Source organism: Campylobacter concisus, assembly GCF_050447505.1.
GTDB lineage: Bacteria > Campylobacterota > Campylobacteria > Campylobacterales > Campylobacteraceae > Campylobacter_A > Campylobacter_A concisus_BP.
Genome location: NZ_JALMFZ010000001.1, coordinates 258,615 through 283,913, shown reverse-complemented (window position 1 = coordinate 283,913; position 25,299 = coordinate 258,615). Strand labels below are relative to the sequence as shown.

Annotated in this window: 22 protein-coding genes; 6 read left to right on the top strand and 16 right to left on the bottom strand. The window is 36.8% G+C overall.

Annotated features, from left to right (window positions below; all coding sequences use genetic code 11):
* Positions 1-2: 2 nt before the first annotated feature.
* From MTT09_RS01380 to rpsU, 4 genes are all read right to left on the bottom strand, one after another.
* Positions 3-1,184, bottom strand: coding sequence for a glutathionylspermidine synthase family protein (locus tag MTT09_RS01380; RefSeq protein WP_429802110.1), 1,182 nt, complete (start codon positions 1,182-1,184; stop codon positions 3-5).
* 2 nt (positions 1,185-1,186) lie between these two features.
* The gene (locus MTT09_RS01375; protein WP_004318051.1) at positions 1,187-1,804 is read right to left on the bottom strand and encodes a UPF0323 family lipoprotein; all 618 of its coding nucleotides are present in this window, start codon (positions 1,802-1,804) and stop codon (positions 1,187-1,189) included.
* Positions 1,801-2,433, bottom strand: a complete 633-nt coding sequence (locus tag MTT09_RS01370; RefSeq protein ID WP_429802108.1) for a DNA-binding protein — start codon at positions 2,431-2,433, stop codon at positions 1,801-1,803. The genes MTT09_RS01375 and MTT09_RS01370 overlap by 4 nt, the downstream gene beginning before the upstream one ends.
* 103 nt (positions 2,434-2,536) lie before the next feature.
* Positions 2,537-2,749, bottom strand: a complete 213-nt coding sequence (rpsU, locus tag MTT09_RS01365) for a 30S ribosomal protein S21 (protein WP_009294994.1) — start codon at positions 2,747-2,749, stop codon at positions 2,537-2,539.
* Between the two features lie 143 nt (positions 2,750-2,892).
* Between rpsU and ccoG the strand changes: the two genes are divergently transcribed.
* From ccoG to MTT09_RS01335, 6 genes are all read left to right on the top strand, one after another.
* A complete protein-coding gene (gene ccoG, locus MTT09_RS01360) occupies positions 2,893-4,218 on the top strand; it encodes a cytochrome c oxidase accessory protein CcoG (RefSeq protein WP_429802106.1) in 1,326 nt (441 codons plus the stop codon).
* Between the two features lie 30 nt (positions 4,219-4,248).
* Entirely contained in the window at positions 4,249-4,884 is a 636-nt protein-coding gene (locus tag MTT09_RS01355; RefSeq protein WP_429802104.1) for a TetR/AcrR family transcriptional regulator, read from the top strand.
* Between the two features lie 95 nt (positions 4,885-4,979).
* Positions 4,980-6,137 carry an efflux RND transporter periplasmic adaptor subunit gene (locus tag MTT09_RS01350; RefSeq protein ID WP_429802102.1) on the top strand — a complete coding sequence of 386 codons (1,158 nt, stop codon included), beginning with the start codon at positions 4,980-4,982 and terminating at the stop codon, positions 6,135-6,137.
* Positions 6,138-6,147: 10 nt separating this feature from the next.
* Positions 6,148-9,273 (top strand): efflux RND transporter permease subunit, encoded by a 3,126-nt coding sequence (locus MTT09_RS01345; protein WP_429802100.1) that lies wholly within the window; start codon positions 6,148-6,150, stop codon positions 9,271-9,273.
* Positions 9,263-10,645 carry an efflux transporter outer membrane subunit gene (locus MTT09_RS01340; RefSeq protein ID WP_429803692.1) on the top strand — a complete coding sequence of 461 codons (1,383 nt, stop codon included), beginning with the start codon at positions 9,263-9,265 and terminating at the stop codon, positions 10,643-10,645. Before MTT09_RS01345 ends, MTT09_RS01340 begins: the two co-directional genes overlap by 11 nt.
* A gap of 21 nt (positions 10,646-10,666) precedes the next feature.
* A complete protein-coding gene (locus MTT09_RS01335; protein ID WP_103645900.1) occupies positions 10,667-10,894 on the top strand; it encodes an ATP-binding protein in 228 nt (75 codons plus the stop codon).
* A gap of 130 nt (positions 10,895-11,024) precedes the next feature.
* On the opposite strand, the gene aqpZ is transcribed toward MTT09_RS01335, so the two are convergent.
* From aqpZ to MTT09_RS01275, 12 genes are all read right to left on the bottom strand, one after another.
* The gene (gene aqpZ, locus MTT09_RS01330; protein WP_103598932.1) at positions 11,025-11,732 is read right to left on the bottom strand and encodes an aquaporin Z; all 708 of its coding nucleotides are present in this window, start codon (positions 11,730-11,732) and stop codon (positions 11,025-11,027) included.
* A gap of 242 nt (positions 11,733-11,974) precedes the next feature.
* The gene (locus tag MTT09_RS01325; RefSeq protein ID WP_429802098.1) at positions 11,975-14,944 is read right to left on the bottom strand and encodes a type VI secretion system Vgr family protein; all 2,970 of its coding nucleotides are present in this window, start codon (positions 14,942-14,944) and stop codon (positions 11,975-11,977) included.
* Between the two features lie 9 nt (positions 14,945-14,953).
* The gene (locus MTT09_RS01320) at positions 14,954-15,586 is read right to left on the bottom strand and encodes a hypothetical protein (RefSeq protein WP_429802096.1); all 633 of its coding nucleotides are present in this window, start codon (positions 15,584-15,586) and stop codon (positions 14,954-14,956) included.
* Positions 15,576-16,007, bottom strand: a complete 432-nt coding sequence (locus MTT09_RS01315) for a hypothetical protein (protein WP_429802094.1) — start codon at positions 16,005-16,007, stop codon at positions 15,576-15,578. Before MTT09_RS01315 ends, MTT09_RS01320 begins: the two co-directional genes overlap by 11 nt.
* Positions 16,007-16,552: a hypothetical protein gene (locus tag MTT09_RS01310; protein WP_429802092.1), complete on the bottom strand. Its 546-nt coding sequence runs from the start codon at positions 16,550-16,552 to the stop codon at positions 16,007-16,009. The genes MTT09_RS01315 and MTT09_RS01310 overlap by 1 nt, the downstream gene beginning before the upstream one ends.
* Complete coding sequence (locus MTT09_RS01305; protein WP_429802090.1) at positions 16,549-17,109, bottom strand: hypothetical protein; 561 nt, start codon at positions 17,107-17,109, stop codon at positions 16,549-16,551. Before MTT09_RS01305 ends, MTT09_RS01310 begins: the two co-directional genes overlap by 4 nt.
* Positions 17,110-17,218: 109 nt before the next feature.
* The gene (locus tag MTT09_RS01300) at positions 17,219-17,740 is read right to left on the bottom strand and encodes an Hcp family type VI secretion system effector (RefSeq protein ID WP_021089483.1); all 522 of its coding nucleotides are present in this window, start codon (positions 17,738-17,740) and stop codon (positions 17,219-17,221) included.
* Positions 17,741-17,804: 64 nt separating this feature from the next.
* Positions 17,805-18,722 (bottom strand): hypothetical protein, encoded by a 918-nt coding sequence (locus MTT09_RS01295; protein ID WP_429802088.1) that lies wholly within the window; start codon positions 18,720-18,722, stop codon positions 17,805-17,807.
* A 9-nt stretch (positions 18,723-18,731) separates the two neighbouring features.
* Positions 18,732-22,220: a type VI secretion system membrane subunit TssM gene (gene tssM, locus MTT09_RS01290; protein WP_429802086.1), complete on the bottom strand. Its 3,489-nt coding sequence runs from the start codon at positions 22,218-22,220 to the stop codon at positions 18,732-18,734.
* A gap of 77 nt (positions 22,221-22,297) precedes the next feature.
* Positions 22,298-23,194: a type VI secretion system baseplate subunit TssG gene (locus MTT09_RS01285; RefSeq protein ID WP_429802084.1), complete on the bottom strand. Its 897-nt coding sequence runs from the start codon at positions 23,192-23,194 to the stop codon at positions 22,298-22,300.
* Positions 23,191-24,909, bottom strand: a complete 1,719-nt coding sequence (tssF, locus tag MTT09_RS01280; RefSeq protein ID WP_429802082.1) for a type VI secretion system baseplate subunit TssF — start codon at positions 24,907-24,909, stop codon at positions 23,191-23,193. The genes MTT09_RS01285 and tssF overlap by 4 nt, the downstream gene beginning before the upstream one ends.
* Positions 24,909-25,298 (bottom strand): hypothetical protein, encoded by a 390-nt coding sequence (locus MTT09_RS01275; RefSeq protein WP_012001091.1) that lies wholly within the window; start codon positions 25,296-25,298, stop codon positions 24,909-24,911. Before MTT09_RS01275 ends, tssF begins: the two co-directional genes overlap by 1 nt.
* Position 25,299: the final 1 nt, after the last annotated feature.

The window sequence follows — 25,299 nt, the reverse complement described above, 5'->3', positions numbered from 1 at the left end:
CTTTAATCCTTAATGAAATGTCCTACAAATTTAGAGTAGTTATCTAAAATTTTGCCGCCCTTTCTATATCCAAGCGCGCACGCCTCATAAGCGTAAAATACCCCTGCTTGGTAGCTCTCGCCCCTCTCATCTTGATTAAACTCGTAAAATTCTTGATAGATGGCTTTGTTTGAGTCGTATTCGCCATCGTTGCTTGCTATTTGTGTGCCGTTTTCATCATGTATCGAGACGTTTGCGCCTTCTCTGCCAAATACCGGCTTTTTCACATATTTTTTGCCTTTTAGTGGCTCGTTTGAGGTCTCAAGCAAGAGCGGGTGATTAGGATATAGATCCCAAAGGATTTTTAAAATTCCCTTGCTTTGGAAAAGCAGCGTGTAGGCTGGATTTATGATGATAGCTTTTTGATTTTTGACGATGTTTGAGAGTATGAGAGCCAGCTCGCCCTCATCGATCGCTATGCTCTCCCAAGGGACCAGCTTGAACCAATACTCGAAATTTTCATCGCCTTTAAAAATGCCCTCATCATCGTTAAAAACGACCTCATCGACGTAGGCAAAGTCTGTTTCAAAACCAGCCTCTTTTGCGATGTATTGCAGTAGTTTTACGGTCTGCTCGTCCTCGATACTGCCAGCGATGCTGCTAAAGAGTATCCCCCAGCCCTCGTAAAGCTCGTCAAAGTCCGCATCCTCGTCGCCAAGCGTGATGAGGCGTTTGAAATTTTGCTTTAGCGACTCGTAAAGGTCGTTAAACTGGGCAGCCTCGTCCATGTGATTTAGCTTTAGCATCGCCCACTGGATGATCGCCGTCTCAAAAACTGCCGTTGGCGTGTCGGCGTTAAACTCAATGAGCTTTATAGGCTTACCATCAAGCCCTCCAGCTAGGTCAAACCTGCCGTAAAGGTGCCAATGAACGTCATTTTCCCAGCTATTTTTTATGATATCGACAAGATTAAATGGTATGCCTATCTCGTGAAAAAGGTTGTTGTCGATCACGTGCTGAGCGGCATTTACATACATATCATATAGCTCGTTTGCCGCCTCGTAGTAGGCATTTGCCTCTTTTTCGCTTACTTGCACGATCTCATCTGCGATATACGAGCTGTTGTCGTTATCTGTATGCCATGCAAAGCCGATCTTCTCCATAAATTCGTTATTTAATGGGGTGATTTTTCTTAAATTTATCATTTTCAGCCTCCAAAACTTGATGAGCTAGAGCCTGACTTTGAGCCACCACCGAAAAATCCACTCTTGCCACCACTGCTTCTTGCAGCAGAATTTGCCGCTTTTTGCTTGTTAAAGCTATCCACACTTCTTGTGTAGGCACTTGGATTTTTATATGTGCTTTGGCGATTTGCTTGGAAATTTTGGTTGCCAAAGAGCTTACTGCCTATCCAGCTACCAAGTATCGCGCCAGCTGCTGAGGCAAGGATCGTCTCGCCAAGGCTTAGTCCGCCGCTACTTAGCTGTGCGTCGCTAGTTCTTGTCAAATTTGAAGTGTTGTTATCGATCTTTGCGTTTGCTTGAGCTAGAAGCTTATCGATCTCGTCTTTGCTTAGCACGCGCTCAGTGCCGTTCATATCTTTTAGCACGACCCTAGTTTCGGTACTTGGGTACTCTTCTAAGATTTTATAAACGCCAGGTGCGCTCTCTTCGATGATGACAAAGGCGCCATTTTTTTGCGCAACTTCATTTAGTGCGTTTTCGTTACCGCCATCGTCGCTTCCACAACCAGCAAGTCCAGCCATGATAATGGCACCAAATCCCCCAACCGCAGCATAAGTTGCTATCTTTTTGATGTGTTTCATACCTCTCCTATCAACTCTTTTAAATTTTTATGTCTTTTAACAAGTATCACGCCGCGTTTAAATTTGATAAATTTGGAGTGATGTATCGCTTTTATTATCTTTTCACTGATCTTTTTTGTCGCTTTTGGTTTTAAATTTAACTCCTTTAGATATTCGCTTAAATTTATCCATTTTGACTCGTCCTCTATCTGCGCATCTATCGCAACTTCGCTTGCGGCACTTTCGTTTTTAGGTGCTAAAAGTGGCCTTTGCATAGCATTTAGAAACTGCATGAGCTTCTCGTCTCTGTCTTTATAAATTTGCAAAATTTCATTTTTGCGCTCGATGAGCATCTGCTCTTTTTCTTTAAAAAGCCTATCTTTATCGGCTTGTAAGTTTAAATTTAAGCTTTTTAGCTCATTTAGCTCATTTAGCAAATAGCTTACAAACTCGTCGTTTTGAGATTTAGTTTTTGTGCTTTTTGGGGCGGTTTTTGTGGATTTTTCGCTACTTGGCTCCTCATCAAGGATGACAAATTTTGTGCCATTTTCAATGACTGTTTTTAACGAGCCTCGGCGAATTCTATTATAGACTGCTTCTTTTGTTATGCCTAAAATTTCTGCAGCTTCATTTACAGCTAGCTTTTGCATCGGATTTCCGTTTAAAATAAAATAAAAAAATTGCTTTGATTATAAAAAAATAAGGCTAAAAGAAGAGTTAAACAAAGAGAGCAAAGCCCTCTTTGTCTTGGTTTTAGAGTCTTGACTCGTAGCGTCTAAGCATATAAAGACGTTTAAGCATTTTCTTGCGAGCTGCAATTTTTTGTTTCTTGCGGATCTCAGTCTTTGGCTCAAAGAAGCGTCTAGCTCTTGCTTCAGTAACGACTAAATTACGGTCAGTTTGTTTTTTAAACTTTCTGTAACCCTCGTCAAATGACTCGTTAGGATGTACCTTAATACCAGGCAACGTCCTCACCACCTTTCAGATTAAAATAAGCCGTGAGTATAGTTTAACTTTCATAAATTTAAGCTTTTAGGCAAAATTAAAATATTTAATACTTTTTTAATAACCCAAAATTTATAATCTTAAAATTTCAAAAAAGGCTCACCATGTCAAAGGATGTTCATTTTAGCTACGCCAAGAGGCGTTACATTTTTTTTGCCTGTATCACGCTATTTGTATTTATTTTGCCATTTATCAGGATAAATGACGCGCAGCTATTTTTGCTAAGTTTTGATAAGAGCAGGGTTGATCTATTTTTTACAAAATTTGATATGCAAGAGCTATATTTGATGCCGTTTTTGTTTATCACTTTGTTTTTAAGCATATTTTTCTTAACGACGCTTGCAGGGCGCGTCTGGTGCGGTTGGAGCTGTCCGCAAACCATTTTTAGAACGCTCTTTCGTGACCTTTTGCAGACTAAAATTTTAAAGATCAGAAAAAATATCCAAAACAAACAAAATGAGCCACAAGGTCAAATTTTTAAGCGTGCATTAGCAGTTGGAATTTGGTGCGTTTTAGCCCTTATCATAGCTGCAAATTTTATGTGGTTTTTTGTGCCGCCACTTGATTTTTTCGCTTATCTAAATGATGTAAGCGAACATAAAATTTTACTTGCATTTTGGCTTAGCATCGCTGCTTGGCTAGTCTATGACGTGGTCATTTTAAAAGAGAATTTCTGCGTCTATGTCTGCCCGTATGCGAGGGTGCAGTCAGTTATGTTTGATAGCGACACGATACAAGTTATCTACAATCAAAAACGAGGCGGCGTCATATATGATGGCAAAGAGAAATTTAAAAAGCCAAAAGAAGAAGGCGCGCTTTGCACTGGGTGCGAGGCCTGCGTGAGGATATGCCCGACGCATATAGATATAAGAAAGGGCATGCAGCTTGAGTGTATAAACTGCCTTGAGTGTAGCGACGCGTGCGCTAAAGTGATGGGGCATTTTAACGAAAGCTCGCTCATCGAGTGGAGAAGTATAAATTCTCAAAATGAAAATAAAAAGGTGAAAATTTTTAGATTTAGAACGGTTGCTTATCTTGTCATTTTGTGCGTAGTTTTGATAGCTGCGGCGCTGATGAGTGGCAAAAAAGAGAGCATGCTTTTAAATATAAATAGAACAAGCGAGCTTTACAAGGTTTTAGATCAAGGTGAGGTTGAAAATTCTTACGTTTTTTTGGTACAAAATACCCAAAGCAAAGAGCATAAATTTTACTTTGAGATAGATGATAAAAGCATAGAAATTTCTCGTCCAAATAAGCCTTTTACGCTAAAAGCTGGCGCAAAACAAAAGGTCATCGTCACGCTAAAATCAAAAAATGAAAACACAAGCGAAAAAGATCTTTTAAAACATATAAATATAAAAGCTTACGCCACTGACGAGCCAACTATCAGCGTGCAAAGGCAGAGCACTTTTATCTACCCTAAAAGATGATAAAATGGCGAAAATTTAGCGAGAAGTGAAATGGCGACAGAAAAGGGCAGAAAAAGATACGAACTCATCGTAAAAACGGCGCTTGAGCTGTTTTTGAAAAATGGCTACGAAAAAACTAGCCTAAGCGATATCGTCGCAATTAGTGGCGGCTCGCTAGCTAGCATTTATACATTTTTTGAGAACAAAGAGGGGCTTTTTAAGGCGATCATAGAGCAAGAGATAGATGACTTTATAAAAGAGATCGATGAAAAGATAGATCTTAAAATTTCTCATAGCTTAGAGGAGTTTTTAACCAAATTTGCAACCATTATCTTCTCTATCGTCTGCAACAAGAAAAATATCTCACTTGGTAGGATAATGATGAGCGAAGGCTCGAAAAATGGTGGCAAACTTGGCAGGGCTTTTTTAGATCAAATTTTAAATAAGATCGACCTTGTGCTTATAAATTTCTTTGAAAGAGATGAGATAAAATCCCAGCTAAATCCAAAATTTCCAGCCAAATTTGCCGCAAAATGCTTTATAGAAAATGTAAAGGGGTCACATTACTACAACGCCCTCATATTAGACGAGGAGCCAAAACTAAGCAAAAAAGAACGCGAAGAGCACGTTGCTTTGTGCGTGGAGCTATTTTTAAATGGAATTACCAAAAATAAAATTGATTTTTAATTTATTTTTGGTTAAAATCAGGGACTTTTAAAATTTTGTAATGATTATTACAAAACTAAACTTGGGATTAAAATTTAAAATTAAGAGAGGTTTTTATGTTGAAATTTAAAAGTTTTCTTGTGCTCTCAGCTGCCGTTTTTTTCTTTTCTGGCTGCTTTGAAAGTGGCGACAAAAAGGCTGCTGCAGGCCGTCAAATGCCACCATCTCACGTTGATATTTTCGTTGCACAAAAAGCAGATGTGCCTATTAGCTTTGACTACACGGCCACAGTTACTAGCAACCAAGATGTCATAATCTATCCAAAAGTTAGTGGCACGATCATAAAGCAGTTTTTTAAGCCAGGCGATAAGGTAAAGGCTGGGGATAAGCTATTTTTGATAGATCCAGAAAAATACGAGGCTAGCTTTGACTCGCTTGACGCAGCTGTTGGCGTGGCAAATGCAAATTTAAAAAATGCGCAGACTGAGTTTAAAAGAATTTCTGCTCTATATAAGAAAAATGCAGTCTCTCAAAAAGACTACGACGCAGCTGTTGCGGCTTACGACATCGCAAATGCAACTTTAGTAAGCGCAAAAGCAACTTTAAAAAATGCCAAGATCGATCTTGGCTATACAACTATCACGGCTCCATTTGACGGCGTTGTTGGCGATAATAAAGTAGATGTTGGCTCACTTGTAACAGCAAGCCAAACTCAGCTTGTAAGACTAACAAAGATAAATCCGATCGAGGCTGACTTTTACATCGCAGATGTGGATAATCTAAGTAGAAAAGCAAATTTAGATAACGGCGCTTGGCAGCAACTAAATAGCGAGGCTATCTTAAATTTAAACAATGAAAATTTCACTGGCAAAGTGACATTTATAGATAACGTCGTAAATACCGCGACTGGCAGCGTTTTGGCAAAGGCCAGCTTTGATAACAGCGATGGCAAAATTTTGCCAGGTGCGTTTGGTCATATAAAGATGAGTGGATTTGTTCAAAAAAATGCCTTTAACATCCCACAAGTCGCCCTTCAGCAAAGCGCTACAAACACTTATGTTTTAGTCGTAAAAGATGGCAAAGTAAGCCAAAAAAATGTAAAAACTAGCTACCAAACAAAGGATATGGTCGTAGTGACTGAGGGCCTTGAAGAGGGCGATAAGATAATAGTTAATAACTTCCTTAAAATCGGAGTTGGCGCACCAGTTGAAACTGATAAAGACTTAAGCGCAAATTTCTTAAACAAAGATGCAAACGCTACAAGTAGCAAGTAAAGGCAGATAGATGTTTTCAAGATTTTTCATAAACCGCCCGATATTTGCAACTGTTATATCTATCATCATAGTTATAGCAGGTTTTATGGGTATCAAGGGGCTTCCTATAGAGGAGTATCCAAGTCTTACTCCGCCTACTGTCTCTGTAAGTGCGACATATAGCGGCGCTGATGCGCAAACTATCGCTGACTCAGTCGCAAGTGCCATTGAGGATCAGATAAATGGTGTTGAAAATATGCTCTATATGCAAAGCACATCAAGCTCTGCAGGCACTATGAATATAAGCGTCTATTTTAAGATCGGCTCATCGTCAAAACAAGCTACGATAGATGTAAATAACCGCGTGCAAGCTGCCCTTTCAAGGCTACCTCAAGAGGTGCAAAATATGGGCGTAACGGTGCGTGAAAGAAGCGGCTCGATCCTTCAAGTAGTTGGCTTTACAAATCCAAATATGAACCTAGTTGAGCTATATAACTATGTAAATTTAAACATCGCCGACGAGATCAAAAGAGTAAATGGTATCGGCGATACAGCGCTCATTGGCAACAAAGAGTACTCAATGAGAATTTGGCTAAAGCCAGACAGACTTGCTCAGTTTAAACTAACTCCAAGTGACGTCATCTCTCAAGTAAAAATTCAAAACTCACAATACGCAGCAGGCAAGATCGGCGAGCAGCCATCAAAGGGTGAAAATCCTTATGTTTATTCTGTCGTTTCTGAAGGTCGTTTTAAAGATCCAAAGCAGTTTGGCGAAATTTTGATAAAAAGTGAAAGCGGCAGCATTGTAAAACTAAAAGAGGTCGCCACTGTCGAGCTTGGAGCTGCTAGCTACGCATCAGATGCTATGCTAAATGGCAAACCAGCAGTGCCACTTTTACTATTTTTACAAAACGACGCAAACGCACTTGCAACTGCTGAAGCGGTTAAAGCAAAGCTTGAAGAGCTAAAGAAAACCTACCCAGTTGGCCTAGAGCACACCATAGCCTACAACCCAACTGAATTTATCACCGTATCTATCAATGAGGTTATAAAAACTTTCATAGAAGCGATGTTGCTCGTTCTTATCGTAATGTACTTCTTCTTAAAGAGCTTTAGAGCTACCATCATACCAATGCTTGCCGTACCAGTCTCTATCATAGGCACATTTGGCGGGCTTTATGTGATGGGCTTTAGTATAAATTTGATCACACTTTTTGCCCTGATCCTAGCCATCGGTATCGTCGTAGATGACGCGATCATCGTTATAGAAAACGTTGAAAGAATTTTGCATGAAGATAAAGAAATAAGCGTAAAAGACGCCACGTTTAAGGCGATGGAGGAGGTACAAACCCCAGTCATCTCTATCGTGCTCGTGCTTTGCGCGGTTTTCGTGCCAGTTTCATTTATGGAGGGCTTTGTTGGCGTTATACAAAAGCAGTTTGCGCTAACACTTGTTGTCGCCGTTTGTATCTCAGGCTTTGTCGCTCTTACTCTTACGCCAGCACTTTGTGCGGTTATGCTTAAAAAACAAGAGAACAAGCCATTTTGGATAGTTCAGAAATTTAACGACTTTTTTGACTTTAGCACTAGGCTCTTTACAGCAGGCGTGGCAAAAATTTTAAAACACGTCATCATTAGCTTTATAGTCATTGGCATAATGGGATTTGCAACGTATGGCTTGTTTCAAAAGGTGCCAAAAGGGCTTGTGCCTTCAGAAGACAAGGGTGCTTTGATGGTTATCACCTCACTTCCACCTTCAACAAATATGCTAAAGACTAAAGAAGAGGTAAAATCTATCAGTAACGCCATTTTAAGCAATCCAAATGTCGAATTTACCATGGGCTTTGCGGGCTATGATATGCTCGCTAGCTCACTTAGAGAAAACTCAGCCATTAGCTTTGTCAAGCTAAAAGACTGGAATGAAAGAAAAGGTGCAACAGACGGCGCAGATGCTTTAGTAGGTCAGTTTAACGGCATGCTTTGGGGCTCTAAAAACTCGATGACCTTCGTCGTAAACGTACCACCTATCATGGGTCTATCAATGACTGGCGGCTTTGAGATGTATCTACAAAACAAGAGCGGCAAAAGCTACAACGAGATAGAAGCGGACGCTAGAAAGGTAACTGCAGCAGCAAACGCAAGACCTGAGCTAACTGGCGTGAGAACGACGCTTGAGACAAACTACCGCCAGTTTAAGATAACGGTTGATAAAGAAAAAGCAAGGCTATTTGGCGTAAGCGAGAGCGAAATTTTTAGCACGATAGCAGCTAGCTTTGGCTCTTACTACATAAACGACTTCAACCTTGCAGGTAAATCATACCGCGTATATGCAAGAGCAAGTGATAACTTTAGAAACAACCCTGAGGATCTAAGAAAAATTTTTGTTCGCTCAAATGATGGTGGCATGGTGCCATTAAATTCAGTAGCGACGCTCACAAGATCGATCGGACCTGATATCGTTGATAGATTTAACCTCTTTCCAGCGGCTAAGATCATGGGCGATCCAAAACCTGGCTACACATCAGGTGATGCGATAAGAGCGATCCAAGAGGTCGTAAATGACACGCTAAGTAGCGACGACTACGCTATAAGCTGGGCTGGAACTGCGTATCAAGAGGTAAATTCTCAAGGAACAGGCACGGTCGCCTTTATCTTTGGTATGGTATTTGTCTTTTTGATCCTTGCTGCTCAGTACGAAAGATGGCTCATCCCACTTGCGGTTATCACAGCCGTGCCATTTGCGGTATTTGGCTCGTTGCTAGCTGTTTGGATAAGAGGGCTAACAAACGACATCTACTTTGAGATCGGTCTTTTGCTACTCATCGGTCTGGCGGCCAAAAACGCCATCTTGATCGTAGAATTTGCTATGCAAGAGCGTGAGAGCGGAAAGAGTATATTTGACTCAGCTGTAAATGCGGCAAAACTTCGCTTTAGACCTATCGTTATGACATCTATCGCTTTTACACTAGGCGTTTTCCCGATGGTTATAAGCACAGGTGCAGGCGCTGCATCTCGCCACTCACTAGGAACTGGCGTGGTTGGCGGCATGATCGCTTCTACTACGATAGCGATATTTTTCGTGCCTATGTTTTACTATTTGCTTGAAACTTTAAATGAAAAATACTGGAAAAAGGGAGCAAAAAAAGATGAGAAATAAGGCGTTTATACTTATAACAGCGGCGTTTTTGGCTGGTTGCTCGTTTCGCCCAGATATGCCAAATGTGGATACAAATTTCACCTCAACATACACTTTCGAGACAAGCGACATAAGAGATCTTTGGTGGAAAGAATTTCACGATGAAAATTTAAATTCTCTAGTCGAAAGTGCACTTGAGAAAAATACAAATTTACGCATTGCATATTTAAATTTGCAAAAAGCAAAAGCAAGTCTTGGCATTGCTGAGGCTGACTTGCTACCGGGGGTAAATTTAAATGTAAGTTATACCAAGGCAAAGACCAGTGGTGAAACTTACACTGGGCAGCCTCAAACACGTTATAGAAGCTCAAGCATAAATTTAGGACTAAACTACGAGATAGATCTTTGGGGCAGAGTAAGAAATAGCGTGCTTGCAGCTAATGAAAATTTAAATGCGAGCAAATTTGACTATGATAGCGCTAGACTAAGCCTTAGCTCAAGTGTAGCGAAAAGCTACTTTGCTCTAGTGTCACTAAACATGCAAGAAGCGGTGCTAAAAGAGACACTAAAGACCTACGAAGATACGTTAGCACTTCGCAAAACGCAGCTTGATCTTGGCGGCATAAATGAGATGACCTACCTGCAAAGTAAAGCTGAAGTGGAAAGGGCAAAAACTAGCCTAACTTCAGTGTTAAACTCAAAGTCGCAAGCGCTTACTTCACTAGCCATCCTAACTGGCAAGAGCAATGATGAAATTTTAAAAGGAGCCGTTGCTAGTGCGCAAAATTTACCAAGCTCACCTGAGATAAAGGCTGGCATCAGCTCAGATGTTTTGCTTAGAAGAAGTGACGTGGCAAAGGCGCTAGCAGATCTAAAAGCTACAAATGCGCTTGTTGGTGTGGCAAAGGCCGATTATTTCCCTACGATCTCACTCACTGGACTTTTGGGCTTTACAAGTATTGATTTTGAAAATATATTTGTAGGAAATGCCAATACTTGGAATATAGGTGGCTCTTTAGCGCAAAAAATATTTGACTACGGCAGGACAAAAAACAACGTCCGTGTTGCTGAGACAAACGAGCAAATCGCAGCTATCACTTACGAAGCGACTGTTAGATCAGCACTTGGAGAGGTTAGAGATGCCCTTATCTCAAGGCAAAATGCAAAGCTCTCTTTGGATCAGGTAAAAAATTTGCTACAATCTCAGCAAAAAATTTATTCGCTTGCTAAAGATCAGTATAACGCTGGCTATATCGGTCACTTAGAGCTTCTTGATGCGGAGAGAAATTTGCTTCAAGCAAAGCTTCAAGATGTCTCTGCAAAGCTTGATGAGGTAGATAGCGCGGTCGAAGTTTATAGGGCACTTGGCGGCGGATTTAAGGTAGATAAATAAACTCAAAAAGGAGAAAAGTTGATGACTAAGATTTTAAATTTTTTATTTTCTTGGGGATTTTTTGTTTTTGCTATCGCTCTTGGCATAGCATTATGGTTTGCGATAAATTACGTGGATACCATTAGGCTTGAGTCGAGCTTTTATGATATCGGCGAGATATTTATGATGGCAGCTGTTTTTGGTATCGTTTTTTACCTCATCGCAGCGATATTTGTTATACCTATTAGGGCGATGACAAAAAAGGCCTAAAACCTCTATTCATCTAAGAATTAAATTTCTTAGATGACCCCCTCAAAAATATCTTATAAATTTCTTTTTACTTATTTAAATTTTTAGAAGTAGAAAGGGCGAAGATCGCCCCTTGAAGTATAAAATTTGATTATTTTGCGCTTTTGCAGCCGCATGTGCAGCCTAAAATCCTATAAATGATAGCTCCTATGATCGCTCCAACGATAGGCGCAACCCAGAAAAGCCAAAGCTGCTCTAGTGCCCAAGTGCCTTGAAATATCGCAACGCCAGTTGAGCGAGCTGGATTAACCGATGTGTTTGTGATAGGTATCGAGATAAGGTGGATAAGTGTCAAACCAAGGCCAATGGCGATAGGTGCAAAGCCCTTTGGAGCACGCTCATCAGTAGCACCTAGGATGATGATAAGAAAAAACGCAGTTAGAACTATCTCTGCAACAAGTGCTGAGACTAGATTGTAGCCATTTGGTGAGTGCTCGCCGTATCCATTGCTAGCAAAACCGCTTGCAGTAGCGTCAAATCCAGCCTTACCTGAAGCGATAAGATATAGCACGGCAGCAGCAGCGATCGCTCCGATAACTTGTGCGATGACGTAAGGCACTAGATCTTTTTTGTCAAATCTTCCGCCAACTAGTAAGCCAACTGAGACAGCAGGGTTGAAGTGTCCGCCACTGATGTGACCAACTGCGTAAGCCATCGTAAGAACTGTAAGACCAAAAGCAAACGCAACACCTACAAATCCAATACCAAGCTCTGGAAAAGCTGCTGCAAATATCGCACTACCGCAACCTCCAAAAACTAACCAAAATGTGCCAAAAAACTCGGCTAAATATCTCTTCATTTTCTCCCTTTTAGGTAAATTAAAAGGGACGATTTTAGCAAAAACGTGTGACATTACAAAATATTGTAAAGGTAAAGTTTTATGTAAATTTGATTGTGGTTTTGGGTTAAATTTTTAGTGTTTATAACAATCATAAATACTATTAAAATTTTGATAGTTTTTATATAAGCTCTATGTAAAAGCTAAATCGTTTTTAATAAATTTGTAAAAACCCGCCAATTACTGACGGGTTTTTATGTATTTTACAACGCTTTGATATCTCCTCCGATGACTCTTAGTCCCATGCTGTCAAATATCGCTTTTACACCGCCAACTTCTATAACCACGCTTGAGCCATTTATCGTTACTTTAGTGCTACCTACTTGGTGTATGATCTCATTTTTAGCATTGACCTCGTATGTCGTCTCGATCTCGCTAAACTTAGAGTCTGCCATCTCGGTATGCTGCGCGGCTGTTTTTGTTGTGAAATTTGACTTAGCATTTATGTCGATGTAGTTGTTTGCCTGAAGCACGATGTGCTCGTTACTAAACTCATTTATGCCCTTTTGAGAGTTTAGCTTGTAGCTACCATCTATGTTTTGTTCTTTGGTACCTTTTATCTCTTTAGTCTCATCGTTGTGTATGGTTGTGTTGAGGTTTGATTTTATCTCGACAAATTTGTCATTGCCGACAAACTCATGTCTATCTTGACCAACTCTAGTTGTATCATCAACAGCTACATTTAGTGTATTTGAGACGCCTACTACCGTATCTTTTGAAAGTCCAACCGTCGTTAGATATTCGCCACCGACATTTACGTTTTTAGCAAGATCTATCGTTTGGATGTGTGCTTTTTTGACCCTTTCGGTGTAGCTACCATGCACTTGAGAGCTCTTGTCGTTTAGGATCGTTTGAGAAAAGTCGTTATTTACTAGCTCGTCGTAGTCTTTCTCAGCTTTTACATAAATTTGCTCTTTGTTTTTTAAGTTTGACAAAGTGATCTCGTTTATGCCAGTCTCGTTTGCACCGATCGTTTTCGAGCTAAGCGATGTTTGATGGTAGTTGTTATCTACATTTACTAGTGGCATATTTGAGGCATTATAGAGGCTACCGCTTACCACTGGGTTGTCTATGTCGTTTTGCAAAAATGAGATAATCACCTCATCGCCGACCCTAGGTATCGCAAAGAAGCCAGAGCTGTTGCTTGCTATAGGCGTGATCACTCTTAGATAGGCACTTTTATGATAGCTTGCGTTTATGGTGTCGTCTTTATCTATCTGCTCTTGTGTGCTAAAGGCATTTAGTCTTACCTTTACTCTGCCGTAACTATCCGTATGGATAGTGTTTGTTTGGCTGTTTAGCCCATCTTGTCCTACGACAAGACCTAGAGTGATGTCAGGCGCTTTTGGCTTTTGTTTATAGCTCGGTACAAATTTAACGCTGCTTGGGATGATGCTTAGCTCGTTTGTATATGAGCTTATAAATTTCTTATCTTTTAAAGGGACATTGTCACCTAAATTTAGGGTATTTTCTAAAACACTTTCATCTATATAAGTGTGTTTTATAGCTATTATTTTAAACTCATATTCGCCGCTACTTTGATCTATGGCGACCGAGATATTGTCGTTTAAATTTAGAGCAAAGACATTTGAGCTAGCAACAAATTCTTTCAAAAGCATATCGCTTCTTAGCTTTTTAAGATAGGTGCTGACCTCAAGCAACCTCGTATCACTAAATGAATACTCATCTAAATTTATATGCTTATCATAGATATTTACCTGCTCGTCAAATATCTTTTCGTTTTTGCTCTCTAGCACGTTTGGATAGGCTGTGTTTTGAAATGAGTGGGTGAAGCTGTTTGCTTTTAGAGTTTCGCTCTTTGTGATTTTATTTATGTGTTCGCTTGCGAGATTGTTATTTAAATTTACATTAAAGCTTACTTTTCTAGCCTCTTTACCTTTGTTCGGCTCGCTTTGTGCTAGGCCTTCAGCTTGGTTGCTATAAGCTAGGATAAAGGTATCGTGAAAGTAAATTTTCTCATTATCTTCATAAAAATATATACCGCTATCATGGCAAAGTCTTGTTATAAAGGCTAGGTCACTTTCGTTGTACTGCGCTATAAATTCTTTTTTATTGTAGCTATTTTTGATGTTTGAGAAGTCTAGCTCTTTAGTTAGCCTTTGCTTGTTAAAAGACAAAATTTCTTTTACTACTTCAAGCACGCTTTGATCTGTGTAAATTCTATTTGCTCTATTTATACTTAGTCTATATAGCGAAGATGTGAGTTTAAATTTGAAGAAGTACTTTTTGTCTATATTTGTACTACTATCGTCATCAACGCCTAGATATTCGACATCGCTTACTATACCGCTAAAGTAGATATAGTCGCTGCCATTATTGCTTGGGATGATACTCTTGTTTGTAGAAGACGGTCTTTTTATGCTTAGCTTCATGCCTTTATCAAGGTACCTATATATGCCAGTTTGAGCGTTATCATTATATATGCTCTCTAAATTTTCATAAAGCGGATTTTTGACTAAATTTATATAGGCAAAGCACTCTATGCTAAATATATCTTCTAAACTCTCATTTATATCAGCTCTTGTGACAATAAATTTGTCATTTGCTTCATTTGCTATCTGAAGAGTAGAGAAGGCATCGTTAGAATCATCTTTTTTAAGCATATCAATAAGCATTTTTTTATTATTCAATGTATTATCTATAGTCATAGTGTAATCCTGTTTTTTAAAATCATATAAGCATTTGCTGAGTTCTTCGATAGACTTATGGCGCTCTCTAGCCTCAAAAGCCGTATCTGCGATATCTTTTGACAGCTCATCTAAAGCGTCTTTAGAGTTATCCATAAAACTTTCTACTCCCTTTGGTCCTAAATACGATCCAACAATTGCAGAAGCAACTATTAGATGAGGTTGCTTTGTAAATTTACTCATACTTTTTACCCCTGCAATAGCACCCTGCATGCCAGCCCAAACTTTGGCAACTGCCTTTGGCACCTCATATGTCGGATTGCTCGAAGATATTGACTGTAAAACACTTGCAGTATCAGATACTTTTCCAACCCTGCTAGATACAATACCAACAGCAAATGTTAATGTTTTACCATCTCTAAAACTTTTTGTTGCTTCATCAAGCCCTGTTGCAACAGTACCCAAACGATCTAATAAATTATTATTTGCTGTTTTATTTATGTCTTTTATTTCCTGAATTGCCATACTTAGTCCTTAATTATCTATATGCATATTTTTTATGCCTAAAATTTTATAAAAGGTCACAAATATTGATACCGCTAGCAAATAGATGCCAAACCCTGAAAAAAGAGCTTGAAAAAGAGAGATAACTATAAAAATTTCAAGCTTACTTTGAAACATTACACTATAGTCCCAAGCAAAAAAGCTTATACCATCTGTCACTATGTAGCCAGTGTAATATACATAAATAGCAAAAATACTAAATGAAAATCCAAAAATCAGCCATTTAAAATCAAGTCTTTTAATCATTTCTGATGTTTCATTGTTAAAAAAAATGAAGAAGCGGCATATCGTGTAAAAGACAGCTTCCAAAGCCCACAACAAACCAACTACCCACATATAACTTACATAAAATTCTATCTCTTCTTTAAAATAGCTAACTCCGCTAAAAATTTCTATATTAATAAAATACTGCTTCATAAAATTTACAAATTCTTGGCATATTTGAAACTTGCTTAACAAATCACTTGGCAATATAAAGATACCTAAAGAAAAAATAAAATAACTTACCAAAATAAAAATAGTAACCTTCTTATCATGAGCTTCATAGTATCTCTTAAGCAAATTACCTATTATATTTTCTTTTATTTTTTTATTAAATTTCATTAGTTTGTCCATGAAATAATAGATAAACTGGCTTAGTTAGTGATGATGTTGGTGATGTTATGTTTTTGTCCATTTGTTGCTCTTTCAATCTTTTTTCGTTTTCTTCTTCTTGTAATCTTTTTTCAAACATTTCGATATCGGCGTCTGTGAGGTTACGCATAGTTTTTACACTTTCTTCTATTCCGCCTCTTTTTGCTTCTTTGTATTCATTATAAAATTTTTCTTTTTGATCATCTATTCCAGTTTTTGCTACTTCAGTAGCAAGCTCACATGTTTTACAACCCAAAGCGCCAAATGCCTTACCAGTATTGTCAATTACTTCGTTAAATTTTGTAAAAGTATCTTGTTTTTTATAATTTTTTATTTCCAAATTATCGTTTGCTGTATCTAACTTTTTTTTACTAATATTAAAGAAATCCATTATTTATTTCCACCATTCAATAATTTTTCTAAATCTTTTTCATCACTTATAATTTTCAGAATAATCTTTAAAACTTTATAGTCTTTTGGATCTTGTCCATGTTCTAGGAGCTTTTTAACTAACTTAAATTTCTCTTCTTTAAATTCTTTATATTTTGAGGTTTTTATAAATTCTAGTAGCTCAGGGCTTGCTTTTTTATTGTCTATACCGACACCGTTTTCTCTAAAGAAAAATGCAAAGCTCATACCTATAGACGTTGCTAAGCTTGCATTAACGGCTGTACCTTTTGCCAAAAGAGTATCAAAAGTTTTTGTTTTATTTGCATCATAAGCATACTCTAATAAATTTGGTCTTATTGAAAGATCTGGAATTTCAATAGTCATATTAGCATCGCAACCTAGTTTGTCTATATAATATTCTATGTATTTAGCAGTATTTTCATCAGTTGTATTTTTATCAAATATTGCAGCAAACATATTTAAGCAATTTGCTTCATGTGAATATAAAGATGTTATAAGAAATATGATTATTGCTAATTGCCTCATTGTGCTAATTCCTTTTTAATTCCATAACTTAATAAATCCTCTAAATCTTTTTCATCATTTACAAGCATTAGTACTTTCTGTAACAGGATATAGCCTTTCGGATCTTGTCCATGATCTAATAGTTTTTTGATTAGCTTAAATTTTTCTTCTTTAAATTCTTTATATTTTTGAGTTTTTATGAATTCTAGTAGCTCAGGGCTTGGTGACTGCCCTTCTAACTTAACCCCATTTTCTTCAAAAAAAAGCAAAAAGTCTAATCCTATTGAGCCAGCCAACCATGCATTAGGTACTGCGCCTTTTTCTAAAAGTTTGTCAATGCTTTTTGGTTTATTTGCACTATAAGCAAATTCTAATAAGCTAGCTTTCATCGTTAAATTTGGTAAATTTATACCAGCATTAGCATCACATCCGAGATCATCTATGTAGTATTTTATATACTTAGCCGTTTCAACATCGCTTAAATTTTTATTATAAATGAGTCCAAACATATCCGTACAGTTTGCTTCGTGTGAATATAAAGATGTTATGAGAAATAAGATCATAGCTAAGTGTTTCATATCGCATTTCACATATCATGGTGTTTTAAAAGATAATGATAAAAAGGGCTCATTTGTGTCCTTCCAACGAGAAGATTGATATCCCTAGGGAGGATCCCTAGGTTATTTTTTAAGCTTTTTTAGTAGCTTCTCTCCAGTCATCGCTTCCGCTTGTGCCTGCAGCTACGTGCTCCCAAACTATCTTTCTATAGTTCATTGAAACTTTGAAAAGCTCAGTTTTGTCGCTGTTTAGCTTGTCTTGAGCATTTGGGCTTACTAGAGTGATATCTGTTATAGTTGCATCTTCTAGTTTTGTAGTAAAGAAGTGCTCAGCACCACCGCTAGTTGATGTTCTGTACCAGTAGATCTCAACCTCTGGAAGTCTCTCGCCTTGAGTTAGTGCATTGTAAAGAAGTGGAACAGCTTTATTTAAAGATGTTGTAAAGCTAAATGGCTTATGTACTCTTTGTCCTGATGGTTGGCCACTTTGTGGATCCACTGGAACAGTTACAATGTGAGAAACCTCTTGTGCCATGATCTCATCTTCGTGACCTGACTGATAGCGATTACCGATACTAGCTTCTGTTGAAGCACCACTTGAGATAAGTCCTTGAGTAGAACCTTTCACCTTAATATACACTGGTTGTGACATATTTACTCCTATTAAAAAATTTGGTTATTTTAACTTTTATTAACTTTCTATTTTATTAAAAACATTACTTTTTTAACATATAGCTTTCAAGTGCTTTATGTAATAAATAATTAAACGCCTCTTTATCTTCTTTAGTGCTTTTTGTTACAGCACCAGAGAGATATTTGAAAAATGAATTATTCTCGACTATATCGTACATTTGGCTATATAGCTCCTTGCAAATAAGCTTAAGCAAAACAGCATTAACAAGCGTCGTGTTGTCGCTTAGAGGCAGCGTTTTTATAATTGTTTCCATATCTTTTGTGTTTAACGTCCTACTCTGCTCGCTTATAGGGCTCATATTTGGCTGTACTTTTATACTCTCAACTAAATTCATCAAAAGCTCATCCATGCTCTTTGCTGTTAGCATCCTTTGACTATTTATATCTTCTTCATCGAAATTTTGAGCGCTCTCATTTAAATTTAAAGGTACATCATTAACATTTTCATTTAAAGTGATATCTTTTTCTTCATCTATGAGAGAATTTATCTTTGGCTCTTCTTTAAAATCGACATTTGAGATTTTCCCAACTGGCTCAAATTCTTTATTATCAAGCTTATCAAAATTTTTGGTATTTTCTATGACCTTGTGGGCTTTGCCGACATATTCGTCTATCCTAGAAGGATCTATAAATATAAATTTAAGCTCTCCTATCCTAAAAATATCTCCTGGATTTATCACACTTTCATAATCATCAGGCAACTTCGAATAAGAATCGCTATAAAATATCTCGCATCCTTCGTATCCGCAAATGGTAAAAACACCCTCTTCAAAGCCTATATGAGCGTGCTTTGAAGCTATAGAGCCACTTGTATCACTGCACGGAAATTTAACCGTATCTAGCGAGCCTATATCTCCGCCATTTTCATCAAAAATGACATACTGCGCCAAAAAGCTCGAAGCTTTATCGAAATTTTGTATAACCGCTGCTATTTCTTGCATATTTTTTCCTTAATAAAGCATCTTTCTTGGTAAATCAATAGTTGGTATGATATTCATAAGCTCTAAAAGCTCTCCGCCATTTGGAGTAACTTCAAAGCCAAAATATGACTCTTTTTTACCATCAAAGTTAAGCGTGCTAACGCCAATGCTGCTGAAATTTGAAGCCTTTAAGAGCTTGTACCAGCCCCACTCGCCATCAAAGCTGATCTCTTTTTTGTCGCTACCTGCATTTGAAACTGCATTAAATTTAAACTGTGTTGAGATATCAAAGCTTTTACTTGAGACAAGTAAATTTGATGGGATCGTGTGATCATACGCCAAAGAGTTATTTCCGTAGCCTATATTTATGTGGCTGAAATTTGCTGATAGATCAACTGCTTTTAAGTTATAGTTTAGTTTTAGCTCGTCATTTGAATCAAGCATCAAATTTGAAATTCTATCGATATAAGCGATATTTTCAAGGAAACTTTTATTAAATCTTAGCTCTTTTGCATATTTTGGTCTTACTTTGTAGCCACTGCCTGTTTTACTTAAAATTTGTTTTAGATATTTATCATAAAAGCTATTCCAAGTTCCGTCTTTGCCAAAAAATCTCTTAAATTCTTCGATGCTTACGGCTTTTGCTGAGTTTTCATTAAATGGATAATAAGGCTTTATAAGACTTTCAAAGTCATCAAGAACATCATCTTTATAAGCTGTTGCTAAAAGCGATGAAGCTCCGTTTTCTACCTGTTTCCAAGCAAGTTTTGATAGCTTTTGATAGTACTCATTTAGCTCATCTGGAAGCTTTTTAGCGTCATTGTTTAGCACGATAAATGGATCATTCTCATTTTTTATGCCATTTATCGCATAAACGATCTTATCGTCACTGCTTTGAAGCATCTCAAAATTATAGTCGCTAACTTTTTTATATACATTTGTGACGTCATTGCTGATAAGATCTAGCGATCCATCAGAATTTAGCGCATGATAGTTCGTAAATTTAGTGCTAAAGTCTGTAAATACACGTTTTATCTCGCTTGAAGCAAAACCTAGAGAGTAGATGTATTTTAGTAAATTTTCATCATTTAAATTTGTATTTTGATTGGTTAGTTTTATAAGAGAATTTAGTGGGTTTTCTCTTTTTGACAAAATTTCAAGCTCATCTATGACCTCTTTTTTAGTAGCAAATTCATTTGGCTCGATCGCTCTTAAAATTTGGTTCCATTTATCAGCGTAGTTTTGCAAGTAAAGCTCTACAACTGCGATACTTAGCTCTTTTTTCTCATTTGAGCTGATATCTTTTAAAGATGAGTTGGTATCCATCAGCCATGACTCGATACCTGCGGTCTCATCGATATTTGAGCTAAGTTTTGCCAAGAAGTCTCTTAAATTTTCTTTTGTATAAATTTTATTAAATGGATTAAACGCCTCTTTTTCTTGAACTACTTGGTTTAAATTTTCAACCTCTTTTTTGATGTCGTAGAATGATTTTTCATCTTTAAATGATATAAACTCAAGTATCGAGTAGAGCCTTTTTGCTCTTTGAACAGGTGTTAGTTTAGTATTTGCAGCACTTTGAGCACTCTGATCTGCTGAAATGCTTAAATTTTTAGCATTTAAAATGGCTTCAATGTGCGCTAGAAATTCATCCTTGGCAACGCCATATTTTTCAAATTTATCCCAGTTTGCAGCTATCCAAATTTTAAATAGATCTACGTTTGTATAGTTTTTATCAAAAAGTGAATCATACATATAAAAGGCTTTTATAAGCTTATCTGGATCACTCTCTGTTTTTAGGATATTTTCCATCTCAGTTAAAACTGTATTTTTGAAAAAGTCAGCGCTAAGATCGTAATAAAGCGCTTTGACAGGTGCAAAACCCTTATAAGAGGTATCAAGAGTGATGTACTCGAATTTAGTATCACCGCTAAAGATCCTTGGGTAGTCGTTTAGACTTTGTTTTAGCAGATTTAAAAGCTCGATCTTTTGTGTGGCGGTAAGGTCTTTATACTTTTTGCTATCAAGATAGTTAGAAATTTTATCTACGTTGTTAGCCGCAGTTTGCTCTTTTGTATTTTTGATATTTAAAATATAACTAGAACCAAAATAAACTCCCACACAAAGTGCAGCCACTAGAGCGAAATTTACAAATTTAATAAATCTATTTTGTGCGCCAAATTTCGTTACATTTGCTTTAAAAGCGATCTCTTTTAAAAATGATTTTACAAAGTAGCTTTGTTTGCTGTAATTATTTACCGCTCTAAGAAGTGGTTTTTTGATGCTGTATTTATCACAAATCGTATTTGTAAGGTAGTTTATAGGGATATTTTCTTGATATGCACTTACAAAATAAACTCCATTTATAACAGATGTGTTTTTAAGAGCATTTTGAGAGCTTAGTTTTGTAACAAAATCTTTTACCAGCACAAAGAAATTTTCAAGCTGTTTTAAGAACAAATATGAGCGTTTTTTATCTTCTAGCATGTGCGAGATCGAGTTTTTGCTCATTAGGTGTTTAAATAGTGAGTCGCTTAAGCCCTTAAGCTCTGTCTCAAGCGTTTGGGCGGTGAAATTTGAGTCTAAATTTATACCAAGTGCTTTATTTGCCACGTCTTCATTGAATAATTTGAAATAATCACCCATACCATCTATAAGATCAAGCTTGCTAAAGACTACATAAATAGGAAATTTAATGCCAAGGTGCTTCTCACAGTCATTTATCCTCTTTACCATATATCTTATAAGCTCGTCAAAATACTCTTGAGTGCCTTCTAGGAATTTTTTAGTATCAATAATAAGCACGGCACCGCTTAGTCTTGAGTTAAAGTCATTTCTCTTTAAAAAGTGCAAAAACTCATTCCAAACGCCTTTTTTAAGTAGATAGTCTCTATTTTTCTCTATATCATCTTCAGGAAGCTCCTCTGTTGCAGTTGGCTGATAGAGACTCTCTTGTGCAAAGTGAATGCCCTCAGTATCTAGTAATGCGCCAAATTTTGATACATAAAGGTTAAAATTTGTCGTACTTTGGTGTATCTTTTTATATGTATCTAGGCTGTCAGATAGAGGAAATTCGATATTTGAATAGTTTATAAAAGCGCTTTTACCAGCGCCCTCGTTGCCTATTATCATTATTAATGGCAATTTTTTGAAATTTATATCTTTCTTCCAAGTCGTTTTGGCGTCTTTTAGCGAAAGTAAGAAATTTCTCTTTGCTTTGCCAAAACTATCCAATGACTCTTTTTTGATCTCTTTTAGTTTGTCGTTTTTCTCATCTTTGCGTGATGCAAAATAGTTCATCAGCGGTCTGAGCAAGACAAAAAACAATATAACTGCCCAAAAAGCAACCAGCACGCTAACTCGTGAGCTAACGCTAGCAAAGCTGTATATATCGTTAAATGCTACAAGCGGGGCATAGAGCCAAAACAAAACACTAAGAGCAATAGAAGTTACTAAAACAACACTGTGTTTAAACCTAAAAAATGTGAAAAATCTGCGTAAGTAGTCGATAAATGCCATAGCTGCAAATCCTTTTACAAATAAATATATTTCTTTTATGTAATTATATCAGATTTTTTTGTTTTTGTAGTTAAATTTTATGAACAAAGTCTAAATTTTATAAAATTTGACATTTTTTTATCATTTTTAAGCCTTGAACCAAAGCCGATTTGACTACTTGTATATTTTGACCCAAGCTTAAACTGCATCTTGTGAGAGTAATTTATCTTCAAATATAAATCAGAAACAAATTCATCATTAGTAAAATAAGAAAGAGTCTCTTGAAGTTCTTTAAATTTATCTTTTTTGGGGAAGAAATTCACAGCCTCTTCGTACTCTATACCGTTTATAAAGACTGCGATCTTGGTTTGTTTTTCAAAAAGCTTTTTGCCAAGGATGAAATTTTTACCAAGTGTCCTATTTTTATGGCCTAAAGAGTTTAAATTTGATGGAGCTATGAAAATTTGATTAGGTAAATTTTCAAGTATAAAAAGCTTATCCTTTAGTCCAAAGTGGCTCTGAAGCGCAAATTCAACCTCTTTTTTTGGCCTTCTTTGGCTAACTGCAAGTGGCGAAAATGGCAGAAATTTCTTTGCCAGCTGCTTTTCTTTTATATTAAGCATATCAAGCAAGATCTTTGAAATTTTATCATCAAGCTCATCTTCAAAAGATCTTGCGTAGTTTTTCAAACTAATGCTGTCAAAAAATAACCAAAGCAAGTAGTTGTCAAAAAAATCAAAAAATAACTCATAGCTATTGTCATTAGTCTTTGAAATTTTCTCTAAGATGTAGCTTGTTAGGTGCGAGCCACTTCCTAAAAGACCCATAAAATTTACAATTATCTTTGTAAGCTCTTGCTCATCTAAGCTCTCAAGCTCTTTGATCGGGTAGGCAAAACTTGAGCTATTTTTTAAAAATATCTCGCCCCTATCCCTATCTTTTAGGATGTTTTTTATCAGTTTAAAAAAAGAAGCTTGGCTTATCTCTTCGCTCATACTAGCTCTTTCGTGCCGCTTAAAAACCCATAGTCAAATAAAATTTTACTCTTTACACACTTGATCTTAAGCTCGCAAAATGAGTTGATAGAAGCAAATTTTGATAAAAACTTAGCCAAATTTATACCTAGGACATAGACATTTCCAAGGCTTTCAAACTCGCTCTCATCTATATAAAATATACAAAGCACTCCTCTTTTTGCAAAGCCACCATCGACCCTGTGGATCTGTTTTGTCTTTATCTCATGAAGCGAGCTAGAAAATTTCTTCAAAAACTCATCATCAGGCAGCATAAAGGCATTAAGCAGTGCTAGAAAAGAGCCCTTGTTTAGTATGCTTTGATAGCTAAATGACAATATGCTAACCAGCCTCCAGAGTAAATTTCCATCTACATTTACACGTTTTACGCTAGTTGGGATGGTTAAATTTTTGGTTACTACGCCTTGGTGATTTTGGATTTTGTTTATCTCGCCTAGTTTTAGATTGGTCGGCAGATCGCCATTGCAGCAAAGCGTCTCGATGCTCACGGTCTGCTCTTTAGCATCATTTTTAAAAAATGAAATTTCTTTGTAAGAGTTTAGCTTCATATCTATTTTGTTGCTTACAAAGTAATAATCCTTTGATCTTTGGCTATTTAAAAACTCAAATCTCTCAAAGCTTTTGTAGTTTTTAAGTATCCTTTTTTCATTATTGCTGCTGTGAGCGACGACCTTTGTGATAGAGACTACCTCGTAAGCGTTTATGTTTGAGCGGTCTATGAAAATTCTATATTCGCTTCGTTTGTTGTTATTTTGTATAGGCTCAGCGCCTTTTGCAAACAAATTTATCGCTGGCGTGGCAAAAAGAGAGAAATACTCTAGCCTTGGCACATAGCCATTTGGCATATCTTTTGAAAAGACAAATTTGATGTTAAAGCTTTTTGCGTCAAATCTCTTTAAAAAACCAAGTCCATTTATACGGATGAAATTTAGTTTAGATGAAAAATATGAAAGCTCTTTTATAAGCTCAAACGCCTCAAAGCCAAACTCATCGCTCTTTATCAAAGCTTCATCAAATTCATCCAAGCTAAGCTTATCAGATCCAAGTTTTATCTCCTCATCGCTATCTTCAAAGCTTATGACTATAAATTTCAAGTAGTTTTTTAGCCACATCAAAAGAGTTGAAGAGAAGTATATGTTATCGCCAAGGTATAAATTTAAAAAATCAATATTAAGCTCTTTGGTGCTAAGCTCATCTTTGGTGATAGATATGTTTAAATTTAAAAGATAGTCGCTTTTGTTGTTTGACATGAAAGCTTTTGATATCTTTAATGGAAGCAAATTTACGTCATATATCGTCTGAAATTTACAAGCCACGCCGTTTATTGGCTTTGACTCTATGATGCTGCCTTTTGGTATAAATTCCTTTTTTTCTGAAAAGTCATCTCTTAGAGCAAATTCTTGCATGCAAACTGACGGGAAAGGGTTTGTATAGCTTGGCATTAAGATATTTATCAAAGACTCAGCTATTAAAGGGATATTTTCATCTAGCTCTTGTCTGATCCTTGATGTCAAAATAGCCATATTTTCTATGATACTCTCGACATCAGGATCTTTGCTCTTAGTATCTAAAAATGGTGCAACTTTTGGGAAATTCTTTATAAAAAGTGCTCTTGTTTCATCAAGATACGCCATCTCTTTTTGAAAATAAGCTAAATTATTTTCATTATAATCCATTATAAAATCTCACAATATCTATTGTTCTTAAAAATAACCTTTAGCAAATACTCTTTGAAATTGTCGTTTTTATGCTTATAGTTTATGTTAAAGATGATACGCCAAGGCTTTAGCGAGTCATCATAGCCGATAGAGGTTATCTCTATTCTATTTTCGTTTGAGGTGATTAGTTCATATATCGCCATGCCAAGTCTATGACCAAGCTCGTTTATCTCGACCCCAACTGACCAAAGATCGATGATACTATCATTTAAACGGCCGTAGTTTCCTAGCCTTGAGTTTAAGATAGTATCGATGTGATCTTTGATGTCGCTGTCTAGGTCTTTGAAGTAGGGACGAAATTTTGACTCGTCACTAAATTCATATAAAATTTTATCTATCAGCGACATG